21 protein-coding genes and 1 other RNA gene are annotated in these 25,923 nt (G+C 68.6%); 9 read left to right on the forward strand and 13 right to left on the reverse strand.

The genetic code is table 11. From position 1 onward, the window contains the following. Positions 1–179 precede the first annotated feature (179 nt). Positions 180–701, reverse strand: a complete 522-nt coding sequence (locus A8G18_RS12525) for a DUF1697 domain-containing protein (protein ID WP_064064133.1) — start codon at positions 699–701, stop codon at positions 180–182. A gap of 55 nt (positions 702–756) precedes the next feature. Here A8G18_RS12525 and rnpB point away from each other — a divergent pair. The 4 genes from rnpB to A8G18_RS12545 all read left to right on the forward strand — a co-directional run bounded on the left by rnpB (position 757) and on the right by A8G18_RS12545 (position 3,660). Beyond that, an RNA gene (gene rnpB, locus A8G18_RS12530) (RNase P RNA component class A) lies at positions 757–1,164 on the forward strand. Positions 1,165–1,432: 268 nt separating this feature from the next. After that, entirely contained in the window at positions 1,433–1,615 is a 183-nt protein-coding gene (locus tag A8G18_RS12535) for a hypothetical protein (RefSeq protein ID WP_006554424.1), read from the forward strand. A 43-nt stretch (positions 1,616–1,658) separates the two neighbouring features. Continuing rightward, positions 1,659–3,068, forward strand: coding sequence for an RNB domain-containing ribonuclease (locus A8G18_RS12540; protein ID WP_064064134.1), 1,410 nt, complete (start codon positions 1,659–1,661; stop codon positions 3,066–3,068). Next, positions 3,058–3,660, forward strand: coding sequence for a CHAP domain-containing protein (locus tag A8G18_RS12545; RefSeq protein ID WP_016932683.1), 603 nt, complete (start codon positions 3,058–3,060; stop codon positions 3,658–3,660). The genes A8G18_RS12540 and A8G18_RS12545 overlap by 11 nt, the downstream gene beginning before the upstream one ends. 7 nt (positions 3,661–3,667) lie before the next feature. Here the strand turns inward: A8G18_RS12545 and pip are convergent, their stop codons facing one another. From pip to panB, 3 genes are all read right to left on the reverse strand, one after another. Then, positions 3,668–4,579 (reverse strand): prolyl aminopeptidase, encoded by a 912-nt coding sequence (gene pip, locus A8G18_RS12550; protein WP_064064172.1) that lies wholly within the window; start codon positions 4,577–4,579, stop codon positions 3,668–3,670. 51 nt (positions 4,580–4,630) lie between these two features. Further along, a complete protein-coding gene (locus A8G18_RS12555) occupies positions 4,631–5,089 on the reverse strand; it encodes a hypothetical protein (protein WP_037222351.1) in 459 nt (152 codons plus the stop codon). A 119-nt stretch (positions 5,090–5,208) separates the two neighbouring features. Beyond that, complete coding sequence (panB, locus tag A8G18_RS12560; protein WP_064064135.1) at positions 5,209–6,069, reverse strand: 3-methyl-2-oxobutanoate hydroxymethyltransferase; 861 nt, start codon at positions 6,067–6,069, stop codon at positions 5,209–5,211. A gap of 188 nt (positions 6,070–6,257) precedes the next feature. Here panB and A8G18_RS12565 point away from each other — a divergent pair, with 188 nt between their 5' ends. From A8G18_RS12565 to A8G18_RS12575, 3 genes are all read left to right on the forward strand, one after another. Then, a complete protein-coding gene (locus A8G18_RS12565; RefSeq protein WP_084421768.1) occupies positions 6,258–7,808 on the forward strand; it encodes an alpha/beta hydrolase in 1,551 nt (516 codons plus the stop codon). 85 nt (positions 7,809–7,893) lie between these two features. Next, complete coding sequence (glnA, locus tag A8G18_RS12570) at positions 7,894–9,231, forward strand: type I glutamate--ammonia ligase (RefSeq protein WP_006554416.1); 1,338 nt, start codon at positions 7,894–7,896, stop codon at positions 9,229–9,231. Positions 9,232–9,245: 14 nt separating this feature from the next. Next, entirely contained in the window at positions 9,246–12,257 is a 3,012-nt protein-coding gene (locus tag A8G18_RS12575) for a bifunctional [glutamine synthetase] adenylyltransferase/[glutamine synthetase]-adenylyl-L-tyrosine phosphorylase (protein WP_064064137.1), read from the forward strand. A gap of 7 nt (positions 12,258–12,264) precedes the next feature. Here the strand turns inward: A8G18_RS12575 and A8G18_RS12580 are convergent, their stop codons facing one another. The 4 genes from A8G18_RS12580 to glnA (A8G18_RS12595) form a co-directional block, all read right to left on the reverse strand. Beyond that, positions 12,265–12,600 (reverse strand): hypothetical protein, encoded by a 336-nt coding sequence (locus tag A8G18_RS12580; RefSeq protein WP_064064138.1) that lies wholly within the window; start codon positions 12,598–12,600, stop codon positions 12,265–12,267. Between the two features lie 239 nt (positions 12,601–12,839). After that, positions 12,840–15,023: a catalase/peroxidase HPI gene (katG, locus tag A8G18_RS12585; protein ID WP_115311472.1), complete on the reverse strand. Its 2,184-nt coding sequence runs from the start codon at positions 15,021–15,023 to the stop codon at positions 12,840–12,842. 17 nt (positions 15,024–15,040) lie between these two features. Next, complete coding sequence (locus A8G18_RS12590) at positions 15,041–15,499, reverse strand: Fur family transcriptional regulator (RefSeq protein ID WP_172506052.1); 459 nt, start codon at positions 15,497–15,499, stop codon at positions 15,041–15,043. Between the two features lie 216 nt (positions 15,500–15,715). Continuing rightward, the gene (gene glnA, locus A8G18_RS12595) at positions 15,716–17,152 is read right to left on the reverse strand and encodes a type I glutamate--ammonia ligase (protein ID WP_064064139.1); all 1,437 of its coding nucleotides are present in this window, start codon (positions 17,150–17,152) and stop codon (positions 15,716–15,718) included. 210 nt (positions 17,153–17,362) lie between these two features. Here glnA (A8G18_RS12595) and A8G18_RS12600 point away from each other — a divergent pair, with 210 nt between their 5' ends. Beyond that, the gene (locus A8G18_RS12600) at positions 17,363–17,839 is read left to right on the forward strand and encodes an RDD family protein (RefSeq protein ID WP_064064140.1); all 477 of its coding nucleotides are present in this window, start codon (positions 17,363–17,365) and stop codon (positions 17,837–17,839) included. A gap of 108 nt (positions 17,840–17,947) precedes the next feature. On the opposite strand, the gene A8G18_RS12605 is transcribed toward A8G18_RS12600, so the two are convergent. From A8G18_RS12605 to A8G18_RS12625, 5 genes are all read right to left on the reverse strand, one after another. Further along, on the reverse strand, positions 17,948–18,688 hold the full coding sequence (locus A8G18_RS12605; protein WP_064064141.1) for a DUF4191 domain-containing protein: 741 nt from the start codon (positions 18,686–18,688) through the stop codon (positions 17,948–17,950). Between the two features lie 69 nt (positions 18,689–18,757). Next, a complete protein-coding gene (gene lipA / locus A8G18_RS12610) occupies positions 18,758–19,768 on the reverse strand; it encodes a lipoyl synthase (protein WP_026003343.1) in 1,011 nt (336 codons plus the stop codon). A 53-nt stretch (positions 19,769–19,821) separates the two neighbouring features. Next, positions 19,822–20,601 (reverse strand): lipoyl(octanoyl) transferase LipB, encoded by a 780-nt coding sequence (lipB, locus tag A8G18_RS12615; RefSeq protein WP_064064142.1) that lies wholly within the window; start codon positions 20,599–20,601, stop codon positions 19,822–19,824. Positions 20,602–20,724: 123 nt separating this feature from the next. Beyond that, a complete protein-coding gene (gene sucB / locus A8G18_RS12620) occupies positions 20,725–22,851 on the reverse strand; it encodes a 2-oxoglutarate dehydrogenase, E2 component, dihydrolipoamide succinyltransferase (RefSeq protein WP_084421758.1) in 2,127 nt (708 codons plus the stop codon). Between the two features lie 297 nt (positions 22,852–23,148). Then, positions 23,149–24,660, reverse strand: a complete 1,512-nt coding sequence (locus A8G18_RS12625) for a leucyl aminopeptidase (RefSeq protein ID WP_064064143.1) — start codon at positions 24,658–24,660, stop codon at positions 23,149–23,151. A gap of 153 nt (positions 24,661–24,813) precedes the next feature. Between A8G18_RS12625 and gcvT the strand changes: the two genes are divergently transcribed. After that, positions 24,814–25,914 (forward strand): glycine cleavage system aminomethyltransferase GcvT, encoded by a 1,101-nt coding sequence (gcvT, locus tag A8G18_RS12630; protein WP_064064144.1) that lies wholly within the window; start codon positions 24,814–24,816, stop codon positions 25,912–25,914. Positions 25,915–25,923: the final 9 nt, after the last annotated feature.

Consider the following 25,923-nt stretch of genomic DNA (forward strand, 5'->3'; position numbering starts at 1 on the left):
CGGTCGCGAAACCGAAAGTGGCCGCGCAGACATGTCGGGGGGTTGTCTGCGCGGCCACTCGTTCGGTTTATCTGTCGGCCGACAGCATGCGTTACACGGTCGCCGGGAAATTTTCTCCGGTGGGATGTCAGGGCGTGTGCGCATCCGGGGATCGTCCGGCGGGCCGGTGACCTGCCCCGTCAGATCAGCCGCCGCAGCGTGTTGAGGTTCCGGACGGTCGTCGTCGCCTTGTACCGCGCCGCACCCGACTGCTTCCCCACGGCACTGTCGAGCGTCGAACCCTTCTCCACCTGCCAGTAGAGGACGGCCTCGCCCTGCTCGATGCACTCCACCTTCGGATCGAGATCGCCCGACCGGGCGGCGAACTCTTCGAGCACTGCGGGATCGGACACGAACACCACGTACGAATGCCGGTCCGTACGGGTGGCGTCGAAAGGATAGGCCTCGACGACCCGCGTGAGAAACGACTGCTCGAGGACGAACGTGTAGGCCTCGTAACCGAACCGCTCGGTCAGCGCGGCCTCGATCCCGGCCTTCGCGGTGGCGGGGTCGTCGTCGGCGTCGAAGAGCACGTTGCCGGAGGCGAGCACGGTGCGGACGTTCTCGAAGCCGAGAGCGTCGAAGACCTCCTTCAGATCGGCCATCCGGATCCGGATGCCGCCGACGTTGATTCCGCGCAGCAGAGCCACGAGTCGCGTCATACGGGCACCGTAGTTGGCGGCGCCGACACACTGCGGGATAGTCTGTTCGAGCGAACGAGTCGGCCGGGCGGCCGCGGCGCGGGGAACCGGCACCGGACGGTGCCAGGCCCCGAATCGAGGAAAGTCCGGACTCCACAGAGCAGGGCGGTTGCTAACGGCAACCCGAGGTGACTCGCGGGACAGTGCCACAGAAAGCAAACCGCCTGCCGTACGGCAGGTAAGGGTGAAAGGGTGCGGTAAGAGCGCACCAGCGCCCCGGGTGACCGGGGCGGCTAGGTAAACCCCGCCCGGAGCAAGGTTGAAGGTCGCATCGCGTGCGGTGCGACTGCGCAGGTGTTCGAGGGCTGCTCGCCCGAGCCTGCGGGTGAACCGCTCGAGGTACCCGGCGACGGTGTGCCCAGATGGATGGTCGCCACCCCGTTTCGGCGGGGGACAGGATCCGGCTTACAGGCCGGCTCGTTCGCCCGGCGTCTCCCGGTCCCCCCGCGTAGCCACCGGTCGGATCAGATCGGATCGATGACCAGCAGGTGCGCCCAGTACGAGGCCGCATCCGGACCCAGCCAGGGCAGCAACGCGTCGTAGAGGATGTAGGACATGGCGTGCTCCTTCGTTCGGACATCGAGCACATGCGCGTTCGGACATCGAGCACATGTGTGCGGCCCGACAGTACCGCGCCACGCCCGCCGACGGGTTGCCCGTACACGAGGACGTCGTTCGGGCACACTGAGACCATGAGCGACGACGGCTGGTACTACGACGTGCGTACGGGGAAGGTCTCCCAGGGCAAGGATCCGCACGCCCTCAACCGCATGGGGCCCTACCCGGATCGGGAGACCGCTCAGCGGGCGCTGGAGATCGCGGCAGAGCGGAACAAGGCGGCCGACGCCGCCGACGACGACTGGAAGAACGGTTGAGTTCGACGACGAGCACCCGGAACCGCAGGAGTTCCCGAGCATCGTGGTGACCACTCCCATCGTCGTCGCGCCGGCGATCGACTTCGCCGACGTGCGCGCCGAATTCGACCTCGTCGACGGCTTCCCGTCGGATGCCCTCGACGAGGCACGGCAGGCGGCCGACCGCTACGCGGACGTCCGCGAGGACCGCACCGACCTGCCGCTCGTGACCATCGACCCACCCGGATCGATGGATCTCGATCAGGCGCTGCACCTCGAACGCACCGACGACGGTTTCGTGCTGCACTACGCGATCGCCGACGTGTACGCACTCGTCGAACCGGGCGGCGCTCTCGACGCCGAGACACATCGTCGCGGGCAGACCTTCTACCTGCCCGACGGCTCGGTTCCGCTGCATCCACGCGAAGTGTCCGAGGGCACGGCGAGCCTGCTGCCGGACGTCGTCCGCCCCGCGGCGCTGTGGCGGATCGAGACCGACCACGGCGGGGAGCCCGTCGCGGTGAGCGTGCGGCGCGCGCTCGTCCGGTCGGTCGCGCGCATGGACTACGCCGGAGTGCAGCGCGACGCCGACGCGGACAGGTTGCATCCGTCCGTCGAGGCGTTGCCCGACTTCGGCCGGTTGCGCGCGGCCGCGGCGCTCGCGCGCGGCGCGATCGAACTGCGCCTGCCCACGCAGGACGTCGTGCCGCACGGCGACGGCTGGAGGCTGCAGATCGAACCGCGGACCGAGGCCGACGAGTGGAACTCCGAGATCTCGCTGCTCACCGGAATGTGCGCCGCGCAGATGATGATCGACGCCGGGGTCGGTCTGCTGCGCACCCTTCCCGCCGCCGATCCCGCGGCGGTCGACGGGCTGCGTCGCACCGCTCGGTCGTTGGACGTGCCGTGGCCGCCGGAGATGGGAGTCGGGTCCTTCCTCGCCGGACTCGACGCCCACGATCCGCGCACGCTCGTGTTGATGAGCGAAGCGCCGACGCTACTGCGCGGGGCGTCCTACGCCGCCTTCGACGGTGAACTGCCCGAGACCATCCTGCACGGAGCGATCGGCGCGCCCTACGCGCATGTCACCGCGCCATTGCGCCGGTTGTCCGACCGATACGCCACCGAGGTGTGCCTCGCGGTGTCGTCGGGCCTGCCCGTCCCGGAGGCGGTGCGCGCCGAACTGTCCGCGATGCCGAAGATCATGTCGTCGACCGATTCGCTCGCCGGCAAGGTGAACCGGGCGTGCATCGACCTGGCCGAGGCCGTCGTGCTCGCGCCGCGAGTGGGGGAGACCTTCGAGGCGACGGTGCTGAAGGAAGCCACCGACCGGCATGACGCCGAGGTGTTCGTCGCCTCCGAGACCGTCATCGGCCCGTGCGGCGGGGCACCCGAGGAGGGCAGCACCGTGCGGGTGCGGCTCACCCTCGCCGACCCGCAGGCCCGCAAGATCCGCTTCGACCATGACCGGTGAGACCACGCGGCGGCGACGTCCGGTCGCTGCCGTCCTCGCCGTCGCGGTCGCGTTGTGCGCGGCGCTCGCGGTGCTCGTGTGGTGGATCCTGCCGAACCGGCTGTTCCCCTGGGACAGTGCGTCGTTCCCCGAGATCGACACGTCGGCGTTGTCGCCGGCGCAGGTGCGGATCGTCGAACTGCTCGAGGAACAGCACGAGGCGCAACCGCCCGGCACGTTCTACTCGGAGGGCGTCCGCGAAGCGTGGTGCGCCGACTTCGTCAGCTGGATCATGCGGGAAGCCGGTGTGCCGCTGTCCAATCCGCACTCGGGTCATTGGCGGATCCCGGGCGTGTACACACTCCAGGAGTACTACGAGCAGACGGGCCGCTACGAACCGGCAGGAACGGGTTACCGGCCGGAGGTCGGCGACGTGGTGCTGTACCACAACAGGATCGGCGTCGGCCAGCGCGAGCACACGAACATCGTCGTCGCCGTCGACGGTGATTCGGCGATCACCGTCGGCGGCAACGAGATGGGCCGGATCCGCGTCCACGAACTCGACCCGGCCGGTGACGACGCCGTGATCGGCTTCGGGCGGTTGCCCGCCTGATCCGCTGTCAGCGGAAGGAGTCGGTGGCCTCGACGAGCCGGTGGACGATCCCCGGTTCGGTCGCCGCGTGTCCCGCATCGTCGACGAGGTGCAGCCGGGAGGACGGCCACGCCTCGTGCAGGTCGTGGGCACTGCGCGCCGGGCACACCACGTCGTAGCGGCCCTGCACGATCACACCCGGGATGTCGCGCAGCAGGTGCGCGTCGCGCAGGAGCGCCCCCTCGTCGAAGAAGCCGCGGTGGTGGAAGTAGTGGTTCTCGATGCGGGCGAAGGCCAACGCGAACCGGGGTTCGGCGGTTTCCGCGACCCGGTACGGGTTCGGCAACAGCGAGCTCGTGGCGCCCTCCCAGGTGGACCACGCGATGGCCGCGTTCAGGGCGACGTCCGGATCGGTCGAGTGCAGCAGACGGTGGTAGACGTCCACGGGATGCTCGCCCGCCCCGGCCCCGGCGAGCGGGGCGCAGAAGCCCTCCCATGCCTCGGGGAACAGCCGGCCGGCGCCGCCGTTGTAGTACCAGTCGATCTCGCTGCGGCGCAGCAGGAAGATCCCACGAAGGACGAGTTCGGTGACACGCTCGGGGTACCGCTGGGCGTACGCGAGGGCGAGAGTCGATCCCCACGACCCGCCGAACACCATCCACCTGTCCACCTCGAGGAAGGCACGCAGGCGTTCGATGTCGGCGGCGAGGTGGTCGGTGGTGTTGACCGACAGATCCGCACCATCGGCAACGTGGGGCCGCGACCGGCCGCAGCCGCGCTGGTCGAACAACACGATCCTGTAGGCGGCCGGGTCGAAGAAGCGGCGGTGCAGGGGTGCGGTGCCGCCACCGGGACCGCCGTGGAGGAAGACCACGGGCTTGCCCTGCGGGTTACCGCTGACCTCCCAATACAGCTGCTGGCCGTCGCCGGCGTCGAGCATGCCCGTCGCGTGCGGCTCGATCGGCGGATACAGTTCGCGTCGCTCCACGGGTCAGAACCCGACGAGACCCGACGCGAGATCGGGAATGTCGAGGCCGCGCAGGGCCTCCTCGCGCACCTGCGGGCACTGCGCGGAGGTCGCCGCGTCGATGCGGCCCCGGTCGCCCGCGAGCACGACGAGATCGACACCGTTCGCCGCACCCCATTCACCGACGAGGATGTTGAGGCCGCCGCGACCCACCGACGGGGTGTAGGTGCGCCAGTTCGACAACTGACCTTCGAGACGAGCACACAGGTCGGCGGTCTGCGCTTCGGTGAAGCCCCCGGCTCCGGCTTCCGAGGGTGAGCCTGCCGCGGACGGCGAACGCGTGGGCTCCGTCGACCGCGACGTCTCGACCGTGGCGTCGGTCGACGTTCCGCTGGGTGCCGGATCCTGAGCCGGTGCGCAGCCGACGAGAACACCGGCCAGTGCGGCGGTGACGGCGGGGACGAGACTGAAGCGGAGCTGCATGGACACCTCGTGGTTTCGTACGGTCGGGTCGTCGTCGAGTCTGCCACCGATCCGGAAGGTGCCCGAAAAATGCGACGGGCACCACCGAACTCGTCGATGGTGCCCGTCGTCGCAGATCCTCAGAAGGAGTGCTCGGGCCCCGGGAAGGTGCCCTGCGCCACTTCTGCTGCGTACTGCGTTGCGGCGTGGCGCAGTTCGTCGCCCACCTGCCCGAACTTCTTGACGAACTTCGCGGTCTTCCCGCTCGTGTAGCCGGCCATGTCCTGCCAGACGAGGACCTGGGCGTCGCACTCGTTGCCGGCGCCGATGCCGACGGTCGGGATGCTCAGCTTGCGGGTGACCTGCCCGGCCAGATCGGCCGGCACCATCTCCATCACGACGGAGAAGGCGCCCGCCTCCTGGACGGCGATCGCATCGGCGACGAGCTGCTCGGCGCCGTCGCCGCGTCCCTGCACCCGGAACCCGCCGAGCGTGTTCACGGACTGCGGGGTGAAGCCGATATGTGCCTGCACGGGGATGCCGGCGGCGGTGATCGCGGCGATCTGCGGAGCCATCCGCTCGCCGCCCTCGAGCTTCACCGCGTGGGCGCCGCCCTCCTTCATGAACCGCACGGCCGTCGCAAGGGCCTGTTCGGGCGAGGACTCGTAGGAACCGAACGGCAGGTCGGCGACGACGAGCGCGTGCGGAGCACCGCGCACGACGCCGCGGACGAGAGGGAGGAGCTCGTCGACGGTCACGGGCACCGTGGTGTCGTAGCCGTACACGACGTTGGCTGCCGAATCGCCCACGAGCAGGACGGGGATGCCCGCCTCCTCGAAGATGCGGGCGGAGGAGTAGTCGTAGGCCGTCAACTCTGCCCAGCGGCGGCCTTCGGCCTTCATCGCCTGCAGGTGATGGACTCGTGTCTTGCGCTTGGGGGTGTCGGCAGAGGCTGCAGCGGAAGCCGCGCCACCGTATACGGACGTCACGTTGTCGGACATCACTGTCCCTTTCTTCCTCGAGGCCCTCGGGGTCCCCGGGTCGGGTGATGACCGTCTCAGTCTGCCACTCGGGCCGGAACCCGCGAAGATTCCGGGGCGGTGCGATTCGTCACACCACTGCGCCGCCGGTGGTGAACAGCGCCGGTGGCGAGGGCAGTGCGCAGCTCTGTCCGTGGCACGATCGGATCGTGCCCCACCCTGTTCGTGCGCGTATCCGTCGTCTGTCCGTCCTGGCGCTCGTGGCCGCTGCGGCGGCGACCGCGTGCGGTGACGCCGTCGAGGAGGCACGGCAGCCCTCGGCGGTCGGAGTGGTTCCCGGACTCGAACGGTTCTACCGACAGGACCCGGAGTGGGGGTCGTGCGGGCCGTACGGCGCCGAGGGGCCGATGCTGGAGCGGCAGGGCGTGGAATGCGCACGGCTCGAGGTTCCGCTCGACTACGCGGATCCGAGCGGTGAGGTGATCACCCTCGCGGTGTCGCGCCTGGCCGCCACGGGCGACCGGATCGGTTCCCTGCTGGTCAATCCCGGCGGACCGGGCGCCTCGGGGCTGTCGACGGCGCTCGCCGCCGACAGCACCGTCCTTGCCGACCGCTTCGACGTGATCGGCTTCGACCCTCGCGGTGTCGGGTCGTCCGAACCGGCGGTCCGCTGCCTCACCGACGCCGAGTTCGACGCCGACCGCGCCCTCGACGACGGGGACACGAGCCCCGAGGGCATCGCCGAGGCGGAGAAGCGCAATCGCGAGTACGCGCAGTTGTGCGCCGAACGCAACGGTACGGACCTGCTCGCCCACGTCGGCACTCGTGAGGTCGTGCAGGACATGGACGTGCTTCGCGGCGTTCTGGGCGACGACGCGCTGACCTATCTCGGCTACTCGTACGGAACCCGGCTCGGCACCCTCTACGCCGAGGCCTTCCCCGGTCGGGTGCGGGCCATGGTGCTCGACGGTGCGATCGACCCCGAGCAGGACCCGGTCGAGGAGATCGTTCTGCAGGCCGACGGCTTCCGGAAAGCCTTCGACGAATTCGCGGCGTACTGTGCGCAGTACGCCGGATGCCCCCTCGGGGCCGATCCCGGCCGGGCCGCCGAGCGGTTCCGGGCGCTCGTCGACCCGCTGCTCGACGCTCCCGCACCCACGACCGACCCGCGCGGACTGAGTCACCGCGACGCGATCACCGGCGTGCAGCAGGGGTTGTACTCGCCGACGCTGTGGGGGTCGTTGCGCGGCGGGCTGGAGTCGCTCGCGAGCACCGGCACCGGCGACACCCTGTTGCGGCTCGCCGATCTCTACGAAGGGCGCGGCGAGGACGGCACCTACAGCAACATCACCGACGCTTTCAACGCGATCCGGTGCGTGGACGACCCACCGGTGACCGACCGGGCGCTCGCGGGCGAACTCGACACGCGGTTCCGCGCGGCCGCACCCTTCCTCGACGACGGCCGCGGCACCGGATCGGCGGCCCTCGACGTCTGTGCCTTCTGGCCGGTGCCGGCCACCGGGGAACCGCACACTCCCGACGTTCGCGATCTGCCGCCCGTGCTCGTGGTCTCGACGACCGGGGATCCCGCGACCCCCTACGACGCGGGGGTCGAACTCGCCGCCCGGCTCGGTGGTGTCCTGGTGACCTTCGAGGGAACGCAGCACACCGTCGCCCTGGACGGCAACGAGTGCGTGGACACCGCTGTGACCAGCTATCTGGTGGATCTCGAGGTGCCCGCGCGGGATCCTCGCTGTTGACCGGAGGGGCGTGTGAGCGACACGCCATCCGGATGCGCCTGCCGATGTAACACGGAATTAACGGATTGTGCCTAGTCTCGCGGGTATGGATCGCCAGAAGGAGTTCGTGCTCCGCACCCTCGAAGAGCGCGACATTCGGTTCGTGCGTCTGTGGTTCACCGACGTCGTCGGCACTCTCAAGTCGGTGGCGATCGCGCCTGCCGAACTCGAAGGGGCCTTCGAGGAGGGCATCGGCTTCGACGGCTCGGCCGTCGAGGGCTTCTCCCGCATCTCCGAAGCCGACATGGTTGCGCGTCCCGACGCCACCACCTTCCAGGTGCTGCCCTGGAGCGACGACCGGGGCCACCAGTACTCGGCCCGGATGTTCTGCGACATCACCATGCCCGGCGGCACCCCGAGCTGGGCCGATCCCCGCCACGTGCTGAGGCGTCAGCTCAACAAGGCTTCCGATCTCGGGTTCAGCTGCTACGTGCACCCCGAGATCGAGTTCTTCCTCGTCGAGGACGGCCCCGAGGGCAGTGCACCCGTGCCGGCCGACATCGGCGGCTACTTCGACCAGTCGGTGCACCGTTCCGCCCCGCACTTCCGGCGTCACGCCATCGACGCGCTCGAATCCATGGGTATCTCGGTGGAGTTCAGCCACCACGAAACCGCACCGGGCCAGCAGGAGATCGACCTGCGCTACGCCGATGCGCTGTCCATGGCCGACAACGTCATGACCTTCCGCTACGTGGTCAAGGAGATCGCGATGCAGGAGGGCGTGCGGGCCACCTTCATGCCCAAGCCCTTCCGCGACCACGCCGGGTCGGCGATGCACACCCACATGTCGCTGTTCGAAGGTGAGACCAACGCCTTCCACGACCCGGACGACCCGCTGCAGCTCTCGGCGACCGGCAAGGCGTTCATCGCCGGCATCCTCGAACACTCCAACGAGATCAGCGCCGTCACCAACCAGTGGGTCAACTCGTACAAGCGTCTCGTGCACGGTGGAGAGGCACCGACGGCCGCCTGCTGGGGTCCGTCCAACCGCTCCGCGCTCGTGCGTGTCCCGATGTACACCCCGAACAAGGCGTCGTCGCGGCGCGTCGAGATCCGCACCCCCGACTCGGCGTGCAATCCCTATCTCACCTTCGCGGTGTTGCTCGCGGCCGGTCTGCGCGGCATCGAGAAGGGTTACGAGCTCGCACCCGAGGCCGAGGACGACGTATGGTCGCTGACCTCCGCCGAGCGTCGCGCCATGGGCTACCGCGAACTGCCCACCGATCTCGACATCGCGCTGCGCGAGATGGAGAAGTCCGAACTCGTCGCCGAGACCCTCGGTGAGCACGTCTTCGACTACTTCCTGCGCAACAAGTGGCGGGAGTGGGAGAACTACCGCAGCCAGGTCACCCCGTTCGAACTCGAGCAGTACCTGGGGTTGTAAGCGACGATGGAAACGTGGTGAGACCGCCCAGCGCGCGTTCGGTAGTTCCCGGCCCCGGTCGGCTCGGCCTCGTCGAGCCGACCGCCCCTGCCGAACTCGCTCGACTCGGATGGAACGACGCCGACAGCGTCGAACTGCTGTGGTCGCTGTCCCGTGCCCCGAACGCGGATCTGGCGTTGCGCACTCTCGTGCGACTGGCCGACGCGCTCGGTGACGACTGGACGGACCTCGACTCGGCGCTCCGCTCGGACACAGGCCTGCGCGGCCGGCTGTTCGGGCTGTTCGGTGCGTCGTCGGCGCTCGGCGACCACGTCGTCGCCAATCCGGATCGCTGGACGATGCTCGCGGGCAGCGCGGCGCTGCCCGACAAGCACACCTTCACGGCGCGGATGCTCGACAGCGTCGACGCCGAGCCCGAGCCCGACGGGCGGCCCGGCCGGTTGATCCACCGGGCCGGACTCGTCGGCCCACACGCGGTCGCGGCGCTGCGGACCACCTACCGCGACCAGCTCATGCTGATCGCCGCCGCCGATCTCGCCGCGGTGGTCGAGAACGAACCGGTGGTGCCCTATCTCGAGGTCGGTGCGCTGCTCGCCGACCTCGCCGATGCGGCGCTGACCGCGGCGCTCGCGGTGGCCGTGTCCACGGTGATTCCGGACGGCCCGTGCCCGATCGACCTCGCCGTCATCGCGATGGGCAAGTGCGGTGCGCGCGAACTGAACTACGTCAGCGACGTCGACGTCGTGTTCGTCGCCGAACCCGCCGATGCCCGGGCGAGCCGGATCGCCGGCGAGATGATGCGCATCGGCACGTCGGCGTTCTTCGAGGTCGATGCCGCGCTGCGCCCGGAGGGCAAGCGCGGCGAACTCGTCCGCACCCTCGAATCCCATGTCGCGTACTACAACCGGTGGGCCAAGACCTGGGAGTTCCAGGCGCTGCTCAAGGCGCGACCGATGACCGGGGATCTCGACCTCGGCCGCCGGTACATCGACGCCATGAGCCCGATGGTGTGGACCGCCTCCGAACGCGAGGACTTCGTCCCCGATGTGCAGGCGATGCGGCGCCGGGTCGAGGAGATGGTCCCGCCCGAACTGCGCGAGCGCGAACTCAAGCTCGGACGCGGCAGCCTCCGCGACGTCGAATTCGCCGTGCAGTTGCTGCAACTCGTGCACGGCCGCGTCGACGAGTCGCTCCGCGTCCCCAACACCGTCGAAGCGCTGTGCGCGCTCGCCGACGGCGGCTATGTGGGCCGCGACGATGCGGCGAACATGCGGGCGTCCTACGAATTCCTCCGCCTGCTCGAACACCGGTTGCAGTTGCAGAGGCTCAAGCGGACCCATACCCTGCCTCCCCCGGAGGACCGCGAGGCGCTGCGCTGGCTCGCCCGTGCCGCCCACATGCGACCGGACGGACGCAAGGACGCGCTCGGCGTTCTCGAATCGGAGATCAAGCGCAACTCGTCGCGGATCCGCAAACTGCACGCGCGCCTGTTCTACCGGCCGCTGCTCGACTCGGTGAGCAAGCTCGACAAGGAAGCCCTGCGCCTGTCGCCCGACGCGGCGGTCCGCCAGCTCGCGGCGCTCGGCTACAACGCCCCGCAGCACGCGATGGAACACCTGGCTGCGCTGTCCGGCGGGGCCTCACGCAAGGCGCGAATCCAGGCGCTGCTGCTCCCGCAACTGCTCGAATATCTCGGGGAGACAACCGATCCCGATGCCGGCCTGCTCGCCTATCGACGGCTGTCCGATGCGCTCTACGACACCGTCTGGTTCCTGCGGGTGCTGCGCGACGAACCGGCGGTGGCCGAACGCCTCATGACGGTTCTCGGCTCGTCGGCCTATGTCGCCGACCTGCTGGTGAAATCTCCCGACGTCATCCGCCTGTACGCCGACGCCTCGACCGGGCCGCGGCTGCTCGAGGCGAACCCGCCCGAGGTGGCGCGCGCCCTCGTCGCCTCGTCGTCGCGCTACTCCGATCCCGCACGCGCGATCGCCGCCGCGCGCTCACTCCGCCGTGCCGAACTCGCGCGGGTCGCGAGCGCCGACATCCTCGGGATGCTCGACGTGCCGCAGGTGTGCAAGGCGTTGTCCGCGGTATGGGCGGGCGTGCTCGAAGCCGCGCTCGATGCGGTGATCCGTGCCTCGGTACAGTCTCGCGGACCGGCCCCGGCCCGCATCGCCGTGATCGGGATGGGACGGCTCGGTGGCGGCGAACTCGGCTACGGATCCGATGCGGACGTGTTGTTCGTGTGTGATCCGCTGCCGGACGCCGACGAGACCGATGCGGTCAAGTGGGCCACGAGCATCGCCGAACAGGTGCGGCGACTGCTGGGTGCGCCGAGCACCGATCCGCCTCTCGAGGTGGATCTGGATCTGCGTCCGGAAGGTCGCAGTGGTCCGATCGTGAGGACGTTCGCGTCCTACCGCGCGTACTACACGCAGTGGGCCGAGGTGTGGGAGGTCCAGGCTCTGCTGCGCGCGCATGCCGTCGCAGGGGATCGCGAACTCGGCACACGCTTCCTGCACATGATCGACGACGTGCGGTATCCCGAGGGCGGGGTCTCCCACGAGGCCGTCCGCGAGATCCGGCGGATCAAGGCCCGCGTCGACTCCGAGCGGCTGCCGCGCGGCGCCGATCCGGCGACCCACACCAAACTCGGCAGGGGTGGGCTCGCCGACATCGAGTGGACCGTGCAGTTGCTGCAGCTCCAGCACGCATACGGCATCCCGGCATTGCACACGACCTCGACGCTCGACGCGCTCGACGCCATCGGAGCCGCCGAACTGCTCAGCGCCACCGACGTCGAACTTCTCCGGACGGCGTGGATCACCGCGACGGATGCGCGCAACTGCCTCGTGCTCGTGCGCGGTAAACCGACCGACCAACTCCCCGGTCCCGGACGGTTGCTGGAAGCGGTTGCCCGCGTGACGGGTTGGCGTGGCGAGGACGCGTCGGAGTTCCTCGACTACTACCTGCGCGTGACGCGGCGTGCGCGGGCGGTCGTCGAGCGGGTCTTCTGGGATTAGTCGGCCGTCAATCGCAGACGATGACGAGTGCGAGTCCTCGCCAGACCTCGACCTCGGTCTTGTCCCATGTCCCGTCTTCGTGATTCCAGTCGTATTCGACCTCGACGTCGTAGCCGCGGTCGCGTTGCTCGGTCACCCGGCAGTTCTGCATGGTGCTGCCGGAACGGTTGAGGATGATGTAGGGGACTCCGGCGTCGGAGAGCACTGTCCGGGCCTGTTCCTGTGACATCCCGACGACGGAGACGTCGGTCTGTGCCGCTGCGGTGCCGGCGAGTGCGACGGACAGGGGGACAGGGGACAGGAGTGCGGCGGCACAGGCCGCCGAGATGAGAGATCTACGCATGGTGGGGCCTCCCAGGGAGACGAGTCGTTCGAGTACGGACCTCGTCGCATCTGCTCCCCCCGAGAGCGGAATGTGACACATATCACCAAAATCGCACTCCCACGGTACACCTGTGTGTAGTAAGTCTGTCCAGTCCGTTTTCTCGGTACCCCTTCGCCGCACGCTGCGGAGCCACCCGCCGAGTACGGCGGGTGGCTCCGGAGTGGTGCATCAGGCGCGGTCGTGGACCGCTGAGGCCCTCACTTCTTCAGGTCGAAGCGATCCAGGTCCATCACCTTCGTCCAGGCCGCGACGAAGTCACGCGCGAACTTCGGGCCTGCATCGTCGGCCGCGTAGACCTCGGCCAGCGCCCGCAACTGCGAGTTGGCCCCGAAGACGAGGTCGACGGCGGTCGCGGTGTACTCGACCTCGTCCGATCCCCGAGCGCGACCTTCGTAGACGCCCTCACTGTTCTGGGAGACCTTCCACTCGGTTCCCATGTCGAGCAGATTGACGAAGAAATCGTTCGTCAGGGTCTGCGGACGGTCGGTGAAGACCCCGTGCGTGCCGCCCCCGTGGTTCGCGCCGAGAACACGCAGACCGCCGACGAGCACCGTCATCTCGGGAGCCGTCAACGTCAGCAGGTTCGCCCGTTCGAGGAACAGTTTCTCGGGTGGGAGCTTCTCGCCGCCGCGCAAGTAGTTGCGGAAGCCGTCGTGCTTCGGTTCGAGCACCGCGAACGATTCGACGTCCGTCCACTCCTGCGTGGCATCCGTGCGGCCGGGTGTGAACGGCACCGTGATCTCGTGCCCGGCATCCTTGGCGGCCTTCTCCACCGCGGCGCTCCCGGCGAGGACGATCAGGTCCGCCAGCGAGATCTTCTTGTTCCCGCCCGAGCTGTTGAACTGCTCCTGGATGCCTTCGAGGATCTGCAGAACCTGTGCGAGTTGCTCGGGTTCGTTGGCCTCCCAGTTCTTCTGCGGCTCGAGCCGCACCCGCGCGCCGTTCGCCCCACCGCGCTTGTCGGTTCCGCGGAAGCTCGCAGCCGACGCCCACGCGGCCGCGACGAGCTGCGGGACGGTTGCTCCCGACTCGAGGACCGTGCTCTTGAGCGACGCGATGTCGCTCTCGTCGATCAGCTCGTGGTCGACCTCCGGTACCGGGTCCTGCCAGATCTGGGGTTCCGGGATCCACGGGCCGCGGTACCGCGAGATCGGACCCATGTCGCGGTGCAGGAGCTTGAACCACGCCTTGGCGAATTCGCGCTCGAGTTCCTCGGGGTGATCGAGCCAGCGGCGGGTGATCTCGCCGTAGATCGGGTCGTAACGAAGAGCGAGGTCGCTCGTGAGCATCGCGGGTGCGTGCTTCTTCGACGGGTCGTGCGCGTCGGGCACCGTACCGGCGCCGCCGCCGTCCTTCGGCGTCCACTGCCACGCCCCGGCGGGGCTCTTGGTCTTCTCCCACTCGAAGGCGTAGAGGGTCTCGAGGAAGGTGTTGTCCCACTTCGTCGGAGTCGGCGTCCACGTGACCTCGAGGCCACTGGTGATCGTGTCGCCGCCTACGCCGGTGCCGAACGAGTTCTTCCAGCCGAGTCCCTGCTGTTCGAGCGGCGCGGCTTCGGGTTCGGGACCGAGATTGTCGGCCGGTGCCGCACCGTGGGTCTTACCGACGGTGTGGCCGCCGACGATCAGCGCCGCCGTCTCGACGTCGTTCATCGCCATCCGGGCGAACGTCTCGCGGATGTCGCGTCCGGATGCGAGGATCTCCGGATTACCGTTGGGTCCTTCGGGGTTGACGTAGATCAGACCCATCTGCACCGCGCCGAGCGGACCCTGGAGCTCGCGCTCGCCCGCATATCGCTCGTCGCCGAGCCAGGTGTCCTCGGGGCCCCAGAAGACCTCGTCGGGCTCCCAGATGTCCTCGCGGCCGAACGCGAAGCCCATGGTCGTGAAACCCATCGACTCGTAGGCACAGTTGCCGGCGAAGATGATGAGGTCGGCCCACGAGAGTTTGCGGCCGTACTTCTGCTTGATCGGCCACAGCAGACGACGCGCCTTGTCGGTGCTGACGTTGTCGGGCCAGCTGTTGAGCGGGGCGAACCGCTGCGCACCCTTGCCGCCGCCGCCCCGGCCGTCGGCGATGCGGTAGGTGCCGGCCGAATGCCAGCCCGTCCGGATGAGCAGACCGCCGTAGTGACCGAAGTCGGCCGGCCACCAGTCCTGCGAGTTCGTCATGAGGTCGAAGAGATCCTGACGGAGCGCTTCGACGTCGAGTGTCTCGACCTCCTTCGAATAGTCGAAGTCGGGTTCCATCGGATTGGACAACGGTGAATGCTGGTGCAGCACCGTCAGATCCAGTTGTTCCGGCCACCAGTCCTGGTTGGTCCTCGGCCGGTGCGGTGACGGCTCGGGGGCGGGGACTGCCGGGTTTTCGCTTTCGGACACTGCGGTTTCCTTCCGGATCAGTGGATCGGACCGATTTCGGGCTGTGGTCGTAGGTCGTCTGTCGAACAGTCGCGGCACAGGCCCCAGAAGACGACGTCCGCCTCGTCGACGTCGAAACCTGCGTCGTCCACCGGCGTCAGGCAACGCGAGTCGCCGAGGGTGTGGCCGACATCCGAGATCGCGGCGCAGGACCGGCAGACGAGGTGGTGATGGCGGTCGCCGACACGCACTTCGTACCGCGCGTGAAAGCCTGCGGGCCGGATTCGCCGGAGCAGTCCACGTGCCGAGAGCGCGTGGAGGATGTCGTACACGGTGTGCCGGCCGATGCCGGGAACGACGGCGCCGACCGCATCGAAGATGCGATCGGCATCGGCGTGCGGGTGCTCGTGCGCCGCATCGAGCACCGCCAGACGCTGCCGGGTCACGCGAAGACCCGCTGCACGTAACCGCTCGGAGAAATCCTGCGTCGAGGGCACGTGCCCACTATGGACCACTTTTCTGGAATCGGTCGCGATTCGGTCGGATCCGATGAGGAACGAACGCATCTCGCGTGCCGAACCGGGGTTCGCTACCGCTGCAGCCGGGGCGAGCCCCGGTTCGGCGCGCGAGGATGCCGGTGCGGAAAAGACGAGAGGCCGCCCGTCCCGAACAGGGGACGAGCGGCCTCTCGAAGAGTGCCTACCGGATCCGACTCAGCAGTCGAAGTACAGCTGGAACTCGTAGGGGTGCGGACGCAGGTTGACCGGAGCGATCTCCTGCTCGCGCTTGAGCGAGATCCAGGTCTCGATGAGGTCGGTGGTGAAGACGCCGCCCTCGGTGAGGTACTCGTGGTCGCGCTCGAGATTGTCGATGACGGCCGACAGGCTCGTCGGAGCCTGCGGGATGTTCTTGGCCTCCTCCGGCGGGAGCTCGTAGAGGTCCTTGTCGACCGGGGCGAGCGGCTCGATCTTGTTCTTGATGCCGTCGAGGCCGGCCATCATCTGCGCCGCGAAGTTCAGGTAGGGGTTACCCGAGGAGTCGGGAGCGCGGAACTCGAGGCGCTTGGCCTTCGGGTTGTTGCCCGTGATCGGGATACGCACGGCAGCCGAACGGTTGCGCTGGCTGTACACGAGGTTGATCGGAGCCTCGTAGCCCGGCACCAGACGGTGGTACGAGTTGATCGTCGGGTTCGTGAAGGCGAGCAGCGACGGCGCGTGGTGCAGGATGCCACCGATGTACCAGCGGGCCACATCGGACAGGCCTGCGTAGCCGGCCTCGTCGTGGAACAGCGGCTTGCCGTCCTTCCACAGCGACTGGTGCACGTGCATGCCCGAACCGTTGTCGCCGAACAGCGGCTTCGGCATGAAGGTGACGGTCTTGCCGGCCTGCCACGCGGTGTTCTTGACGATGTACTTGAACAGCTGCAGGTCGTCGGCCGCGGCGAGCAGGGTGTTGAACTTGTAGTTGATCTCGGCCTGGCCGCCGGTGCCCACCTCGTGATGGCCGCGCTCGAGTTCGAAGCCGGCATCGGCGAGGTTGGTGGCGATCTGATCGCGCAGGTCGACGTAGTGGTCGTACGGTGCGACGGGGAAGTAGCCGCCCTTCGCCCGGACCTTGTAGCCGCGGTTGGGGGTGCCGTCGGCGTTGTACTCGACGCCGGTGTTCCAGGAACCGGAGACCGCGTCGATCTCGTAGAAGGCGCCGTTGATCTTCGAGTCGTAGGCGATCGAGTCGAAGATGTAGAACTCGGCCTCGGCGCCGAAGAAGGCAGTATCGGCGATGCCGGTGCTGATCAGGTATTCCTCGGCCTTGCGCGCGACGTTGCGGGGGTCGCGGCTGTAGGACTCGCGGGTGAAGGGGTCGTGGACGAAGAAGCTGATGTTGAGCGTCTTGGCTGCGCGGAAGGGATCCAGACGCGCGGTCGTCACATCGGGGAGCAGCAGCATGTCGGACTCATGGATCGACTGGAACCCACGGACCGAGGAACCGTCGAATGCCAGACCGTCCTCGAGCACGTCCTCGTTGAAGGCCTTGGCCGGGATGGAGAAGTGCTGCTCGATGCCGGGCAGGTCGGTGAAGCGGACGTCGACGTATTCGACGTTCTCTTCCGCGATGAACTTGAATACCTCTTCGGCCGTGGTGAACGCCACGCTTGTGCTCCTTCAGTCGGTGCGCGCCATGGGTGCTGGGCGCCTGCGTCGGATCAGACGTTATGGATCTGGTGTTGCCCGTCCATCAAGCCTATGTTTCGTGGGTGTTACACATGTCTTCGTCCTGCAGTGAGGTCGAAAAGGTGGTATAAGTCACCACTGCCAACACGGGTCGACGCTGGTCCGCCCAGGAGAGCTTATCCTGGTGTCATGGCACGCATGACGGGCAGTTGGCTTTCCGGGCCTGCTGCGGCGCTTCCCCAAGGTCTCCGGCAGGAGCAGGACTATCCCGGGCAGCTGCTCGGCCTCCCCGAGCACGGCCCCGGTTCCATGGTGCCCACGAGCCGCAGGGTGCTTGCCCTCGTGATCGACTGGTTCATGGCCATGGCGATCGCCGCCGGTCTGGTCGGGGGCAACCCCCTCGAGAGTCCGCTGCTGTCGTCGTACACCCTGATCATCTGGTTCGTGGTGGGCGTGGGGTGCGTGAGCCTGTTCTCGTTCACGCCGGGGCAGTTCGTCGCCGGCCTCCAGGTGGCGCGGGTGGACGCTCCCGTGCGAGTGGGCATCGTGCGAGCGCTCGCACGCCAGGTCCTGCTGGTGTTCATCGCTCCGGCGCTCGTCACGGACGTCGACGGTCGCGGCCTCCAGGACCGCGCCACCGGCACCGCGGTCGTTCGTTCGCGCTGACCGCGCGGTCGTTCGTTCGCGCTGGCCCGCCGCCCCTTCTCCGTATACACCGAAGGCCGCCTCTCGTCCCGGGACGAGAGGCGAGCGGCCTTCGGTGTATACGGAAGGTCAGCGGCGACGCATGGTGCGCTGCACGCTGCGCATCTTCGCGCCGGCGGGAAGCGGGCCCTTGGGCATGGCCGGACCGGACTTCTTCGAGCTCAGCGCCGACAGACGACCTTCGATGGTGTCCATCCGCTTGGTGTCGATGTTGCGGGGCAGCTTGTTCAGACGCTTCTGCAACTGGGAGAGCGGGACCTGGCCCTCGTCGTTGCCGACGACGAACTCGTAGATCGGGGTGTCGCCCACCAGTCGGGCGACCCGCTTCTTCTCCTGGGCCAGCAGACCCTTCACGCGACCGGGGTTGCCCTCACCGACGAGGATCACTCCCGGGCGTCCGATCACGCGGTGCACGGCGTCGAGCTGGGTGGTGCCCGCGACCGCCTGGGTCACGCGCCACGCGCCCTGCAGGTTGTCGAGCGCCCACGCGGCCGCACCGGCCTGACCGTCGGCTTTCGAGTACACGCTCTTCTGCACGCGGCGCCCGAAGATGATGAAGGCCGACAGGACGCCGACGAGGATGCCGACCGGCAGCAGGAACCACTGGATGCCGAAGAGCAGACCGACGACGAAGAACACCACGATCGAACCGACGAGGGCGCCGATCATCCACGGCAGGAGTGCCTTGTCCTCTTTGCGCTGGATCTGGAACGCCTGCCACAGCTGGGTTCGACGCTCCTTCGACGCCTGCTTGCGTGCGGCCTTCGCCGCGGCCTTCGCTTCCTTGTCGGTCTTGCTGCCCTTCGCCATGTATTCAAGGATACGGCCCCGGTGGTGGCACCTTTACCACCACCGGGGCCGTTACGAACCTGCGCGACGTCAGTTGCCGAAGCGCGCGAGAACCGCGCCGGCTTCCTGGGACGCTGTGCCCTCTTCGGCGAGATGCGCCTGGTCGGCGGGGAGTTCGCGTCCGTGATGAGCCATCGCCTGCGCGTACAGGCGACCTGCGCGGTACGACGAACGCACCAGCGGTCCGGCCATCACACCGGCGAACCCGATCTCGCGGGCGGTCTCGGAGTGGTCGACGAACTCCTGCGGCTTGACCCAGCGCTCGACCGGATGGTGCAGCGGGGAGGGCCGCAGGTACTGGGTGATCGTGATGATGTCGCAGCCGGCGTCGTGCAGGTCGTGCAGCGCTTCGGTGACCTCCTCGGGGGTCTCGCCCATGCCGAGGATGAGGTTGGACTTGGTGACCAGACCGAAGTCGCGGGCCTGCCGGATCACGTCGAGCGACCGCTCGTAGCGGAAGGCCGGACGGATGCGCTTGAAGATCCGCGGCACGGTCTCGACGTTGTGCGCGAGCACCTCGGGACGCGACTCGAAGACCTCTCGCAGCAGGTCGGGCTTGCCGTTGAAGTCGGGGATCAGGTTCTCGACGCCGGTGCCCGGATTGAGCGCGTGGATCTGCTTCACCGTCTCGGCGTAGAGCCACGCACCGCCGTCGGGCAGATCGTCGCGGGCGACGCCGGTGATCGTGGAGTAACGCAGACCCATGGACCGGACCGACTCGGCGACACGGCGCGGCTCGTCGCGGTCGAGCGCGGCCGGCTTGCCGGTGTCGATCTGGCAGAAGTCGCAGCGCCGGGTGCACTGCTCGCCACCGATGAGGAAGGTCGCCTCGCGGTCTTCCCAGCACTCGTAGATGTTAGGGCAACCGGCTTCCTCGCACACGGTGTGCAGACCTTCGCGGCGCACCAGGCCTTTGAGGTCGGTGTACTCCGGGCCCATCTTCGCCCGGGTCTTGATCCAGTTGGGTTTGCGTTCGATCGGCGTCTGTGCGTTTCGGGTCTCGATCCGCAGCAGCTTGCGTCCTTCTGGGGCCACAGTCACGTCCTCGATCGTACGCCGCCGGTCCTGCCCGGATCCGGCGGGTGCGACCGCCCTCAGAACCGGCGCGTCGTGAATTCCGGGGTGGTGGTGGGAATTCCGGACGCACCGACGGCCTGCTCGAAGGTGACCCGGTCGATGTCGCAGTCGGTCACGGGGATTCGGCCGTCGAGCGCTGCGATGACGGCTTCGGTGACGGCGGGGATCACCTCGTCGACGGTGACCTCCCGGCCGAGTTCGCCGGTGAGCGACGCGACCCCGGCGTCGCGGATACCGCACGGGACGATCGAGTCGAACGCGTCGAGAGTCGAGTTGCAGTTGAGTGAGAACCCGTGCATCGCGACCCCGCGTTGCACCCGGATGCCGATCGCGGCGATCTTGCGTTCGGGGAGCCAGTGCCCGTCGCGCAGTTCGGCGGGAAGCCACACGCCGGACCGTCCGTCCACACGGCCGCACGTCAGGCCCATGTCGGTGCACACACGGATCAGGCCCTGCTCGATGCGGCGCACGTAACCGACCACGTCGACGGGTTCGGCGAGCTTGACGATGGGATAGCCGACGAGCTGGCCCGGACCGTGCCAGGTGATCTTGCCGCCGCGGTCGACGTCGATGACGGGGGTGCCGTCGGTGGGCCGGTCGCCGTCCTCGGTCCGGCGCCCGGCGGTGTAGACGGGTGGGTGTTCGAGCAGCAGCAGGGTGTCGGCGCCGATGCCGTCGGCGCGCTCGTTCGCGAGTTCGCGCTGCTTCTCCCAGGCCTCGAGATAGCCGATGGTTCCGAGCCGCGCGACAGCGACGGGAGCCGAGTCGGAGCGGGCGGAAGACGAGGGATCGCTCATGTTCCTGAACTCTACGCCGCGCGGTACGGCGTGAGCACCCGCGGTGCGGGGACGCCGCGGGGGCACCACCTGGTCGGTGATGCCCCCGCGGATGTCGTCCGGATCGTCGTCCGGATCCCGGACCTACAGTCCCAGTTCGGACTCGAAGGCGCCCTCCTCGAGACGATGCTTGATCGTCTTGAGGAAGCGACCTGCGTCGGCACCGTCGATCAGGCGGTGATCGTAGGTGAGCGGCAGGTAGCACATGGACCGCACACCGATCGACTCGTTGCCGGTCTCGTCGTTCACCACGACGGGACGCTTGACGATCGCGCCGGTACCGAGCATCGCGGCCTGCGGCGGCACGAGGATCGGGGTGTCGAACAACGCGCCCTGGCTACCGATGTTGGTGATGGTGAAGGTGCCACCGGCCAGCTCGTCGGGCTTGAGACCACCCTTGCGGGCACGCTCGGCGATGTCGGCGATCGCGCGGGCGAGCTCGGCCAGCGACAGGTCGCCGGCGTTGTGGATCACCGGGGAGAGCAGACCCTGCTCGGTGTCCACGGCGATGCCGAGGTGCTCGGCCGCGTGGTAGGTGATCTCCTTCTTGCTGTCGTCGAAGGAGGCGTTGATGTTCGGGTGCGCCCGCAGCGCCTCGACGACGGCCTTCGCGAAGAACGGCAGGAAGGTGAGGTTGACGCCCTCGCGCTCGGAGAACGTCTTCTTCGCCTGTGCGCGCAGCTGAGCGATCTTGGTGACGTCGACCTCGAAGGTCTGGGTGAGCTGCGCGGAGGTCTGCAGCGACTCGAGGGTCTTCTTCGCCGTGATCTGGCGGATGCGGTTGACCTTCTGGGTCGTGCCGCGCAGCTTGGCGAGCTCGGGACGGACACCCGGAGCCGGACCGGCGGGAGCAGCGGTCTTCTGCTCGGCGCCGGCGGCCGTGCCACCCTCGGCGGCGGCGAGGACGTCCTGCTTGCGGATGCGGCCGCCCACACCGGTGCCCTTCACCGCGGACAGGTCCACACCGTGCTGCGAGGCGAGCTTGCGGACCAGCGGGGTGACGTACGGCGTCGCACCGCTCGGGGTGGACTCCTCCTGCGGCGCGGGTTTCGGAGTCGAAGCCGCGGTACCGACGGGCTTCGGCGCGGGTGCCGGGGTGGCCTGCTCGACCTTCGGCGCCTGCTGCTGGGCGGCGGGCTTCGGAGCTTCCTGCTTCGGGGCCTCCTGCTTCGGCGCAGGCTTCTCCTCGGCGGGAGCGGATTGCTGGGCCGGAGCGGACTGCTGAGCGGGAGCTTCGGAACCGATGACGGCGAGCTGTCCGCCGACCTCGACCGTGTCGTCCTCCTGCGCGGTGATCTCGGTGAGGATGCCGGCGACGGGAGAGGGGATCTCGGTGTCGACCTTGTCGGTGGAGACCTCGAGGAGCGGCTCGTCGACGGCGACCTCGTCGCCGACGGCCTTGAGCCAGCGGGTGACGGTGCCTTCGGTGACCGACTCGCCCAGTGCCGGCATGGTGACGGGGGTGCCGTCGCCGCTGCCACCCGAGGAAGCGGGCTGCGCAGGCTCGGACGGAGCCGGAGCGGCCTCCTCCGACGGCGCGGTGGTCGGCTCGACGGCCGGTGCCGGCTCGGCGGGAGCGGACTGCTGGGCCGGAGCGGACTGCTGAGCGGGAGCTTCGGAACCGATGACGGCGAGCTGTCCGCCGACCTCGACCGTGTCGTCCTCCTGCGCGGTGATCTCGGTGAGGATGCCGGCGACGGGAGAGGGGATCTCGGTGTCGACCTTGTCGGTGGAGACCTCGAGGAGCGGCTCGTCGACGGCGACCTCGTCGCCGACGGCCTTGAGCCAGCGGGTGACGGTGCCTTCGGTGACCGACTCGCCCAGTGCCGGCATGGTGACGGGGGTGCCGTCGCCGCTGCCACCCGAGGAAGCGGGCTGCGCGGGAGCGGATTCGGCGCCGGGTTCCTCCGAGGGAGCCTGCTCGGCCGGTGCCTCTTCGGCGGCGGGTGCGGAGCCGTCGCCGGCTTCCTCCCCGGCGTCACCGATCACGGCCAGTTCGCCACCGATCTCGACCGTGTCGTCCTCCTGGGCGACGATCTTGACCAGCACGCCGGCGGCAGGCGACGGGATCTCGGTGTCGACCTTGTCCGTGGAGACTTCGAGCAGGGGCTCGTCGACTTCGACCGTGTCTCCTTCCTGCTTGAGCCATCGCGTGACAGTTCCCTCGGTGACGCTCTCACCAAGCGCTGGCATCTGGACGGAGAAGGCCATGTCTGTTGACTCCTCGACGGTTGTGTTCGTGTGTGTTGAGTTGTACCGACTCGTGGTCGCCGACCATTGTGTGGTCGTTGACCATTGTGCGCGGGGCAGGGACCCCGTGCCTGCTGGTTCACGTGTTCGGTCGGGCCGATACCGGCGGGGCATGGCCACACCCATCCTTGCACCTATCTTTCGGTGACGTTCGGGGAGGGGCGGGTCACTTCACACCGGGGGTTCGGCTGTTGCCGATCACACCGGTCCTCTCCCTTGCCTCGGGTGAGACCTCCGGAAGAGGACCGGTGTGGGCGATCATCCGTTGGCGGCGACGTCCTCGATCACGGCGAGCATCGTGCGCACGGGCACACCGGTGCCACCCTTACCGACGTAACCGAACGGTCCACCGGTGTTGAACGCCGGGCCCGCGACGTCGATGTGGGCCCACTGCACACCCTCGGGGACGAACTCCTTCAGGAAGATGCCGGCCGTGAGCATGCCTCCCCACCGGTGAGGGGAGACGTTCGCGAGGTCGGCCACACGGGACTCGAGATCGCCGCGCAGTTCCTTCGGGAAGGGCATCGGCCAGCCGTTCTCCCCGACCTCCTGGGACAGCGCGGCCACGCGGTCGCGGAACTCGTCGTGACCCATGACGCCCGGGGTCCGGGTGCCGAGGGCGACCATCTGGGCGCCGGTGAGGGTCGCGGTGTCGACGAGGTAGTCGGGATCGTCCTCGCACGCGCGCACGATGGCGTCGGCGAGGATCAGGCGACCCTCGGCATCGGTATTGATGACCTCGACGGTGGTTCCGCCGTACTGGGTCAGCACGTCGCCCGGCCGCTGCGCCGTGGACGACGGCATGTTCTCGGCCATCGGCACGGTGGCGGTGACATCGGCGGCGACACCGAGCTTCGCGGCGAGCACGACGGTTGCGATCACCGCGGCGGCACCGGCCATGTCGGAGGTCATCGCCTCCATACCGGCGGCGGGCTTGATGGAGATGCCGCCGGTGTCGAAGGTGATGCCCTTGCCCACGAGGGCGACCTTCGGAGCCTTGCGCTTCTTCGACGAGTAGGACAGGCGCACGAGACGCGGGGGACGCGACGATCCCTTGCCGACGCCGACGATGCCGCCGAAGCCCTTCTTCTCGAGTGCCTTCTCGTCGAGGACCTCGACCTTCAGCCCGGCGGCCTCGCCGAGGGCCTTCGCCCGCTCGGCGAACTCGGCCGGGAACAGATGGCTGGGCGGGGTGTTCACGAAGTTCCGGGCCGTCGCGACGGCCTCGGCGATCGCGGTGGCGCGGGTGAGGGCGGACTTGGCGTCGCGGTCGCGGGTCGACGGCACCAGCAGCTCCACCCGCGCGACCGGCCGGGCATCCTCCTTCGGCGCGGACTTCTCCGACCGGAACTCGGTGTAGGTGTAGGCGCCGAGCGCGAACCCTTCCGCCGCGGCACCGAGGTCGACGGCGGACAGCGTGGTCGCGACCGTCTCCACACCTGTCAGTACGCGTGCTGCGGTACCGGCGGAACGGCGGACCTGCTCGGCGTCGATCTTGTCGGCATCCCCGAGACCGACGGCGAGGACGCTCGCCACGGGCAGCGACGCGGGTGCCGGCACCCGCGTGAGTTCTTCGCTGCGGCCCGTCGCGCCCACGGCGACCAGGTTGTCGAGCAGTTCACCGAGAACCGCCTCGTCGACCGGTGCGTCACCCGCGAGGATCTCGGGGGTGCCGTCGGCGGAGGTCAGTCCGATCACGAGTACATCGGCTCGCTCGGATACCGAACCGGCGAGAACGAGTTCGGGAAGATCGGGAGTGGGTGCACTCACAGGGCATCTCCTTGGAGCTGATCGGGAACGAGCGAGTCGTTCGCGTGTGGCGTCGTTCGGTGCGAGGGGATCGCCTCGATGTCATCGACCCTAATGACACCGACGCCGGACGTCGCTGTCGGACACGATGGCGGTGGGATAGCGTCGTACGCCATGAGTGACGAGGAACTGAAGCAGGGGCCCATCCACGCCGTGCACGTCGAACTCGGCGCGACATTCGCTCCGTTCGGCGGCTGGGAGATGCCCGTCTCCTACGCGGGGACGGTCGCCGAGCACACGGCCGTGCGCGAGACGGTGGGCCTGTTCGACGTCAGCCACCTGGGCAAAGCGCTCGTCGCCGGGCCGGGCGCCGCGGAGTTCCTGAACACGACCCTCACCAACGACCTCTCCAGGATCGCTCCCGGCAAGGCGCAGTACACGCTGTGCTGCACCGAGAGCGGCGGTGTGGTCGACGACCTGATCGTCTACTACGTCTCCGACGACGAACTCTTCCTCGTTCCCAACGCGGCCAATACGGCCACGGTCGTCGAGATGCTGTCCGCGGCGGTGCCCGCGGGCGTCACTGTGACGAACCAGCATCGGGACCACGCGGTGTTCGCCGTCCAGGGGCCGAGGTCCGCCGACGTCCTCGAAGCGCTGGGACTGCCCACCGACATCGCCTACATGGGGTTCGCCGACGCCGGATACGAGGGTGCTCCGGTGCGGGTGTGCCGCAGCGGATACACCGGTGAGCGCGGTTTCGAGGTGCTGCCTCGCTGGGACGACGCCGAGCGCGTCTTCCGTGCCCTGCTCGAGGCCGTCCGTGCCCAGGGCGGGCAGGCCGCGGGTCTCGGTGCCCGCGACACCCTGCGCACCGAGATGGGCTATGCGCTGCACGGACACGAACTGTCCGTGGACATCTCCCCGCTCCAGGCGCGGGTCGGCTGGGCCGTGGGCTGGAAGAAGCCGCAGTTCTGGGGCCGCGACGCCCTGCTCGGCGAGAAGGAGGCAGGCCCGGCACGGACACTGTGGGGCCTGCGGGCGCTCGACCGCGGTGTCCTGCGTCAGGATCTGACGGTGCTGCGCGACGGTGCCGAGGTCGGCCGGACCACCTCGGGAACCTTCTCGCCGACCCTCAAGATCGGCATCGCCCTCGCACTCCTCGACACCGCCGCCGGACTCGCACCCGGCGACGAAGTGAGCGTGGACGTGCGCGGACGGTCGCTGCGCGCCGAAGTGGTGGCTCCGCCGTTCGTCGAGGACCACACCAGATAGGGCTTCTGC

This window comes from Rhodococcus gordoniae (assembly GCF_001646655.1).
GTDB lineage: Bacteria > Actinomycetota > Actinomycetes > Mycobacteriales > Mycobacteriaceae > Rhodococcus > Rhodococcus gordoniae.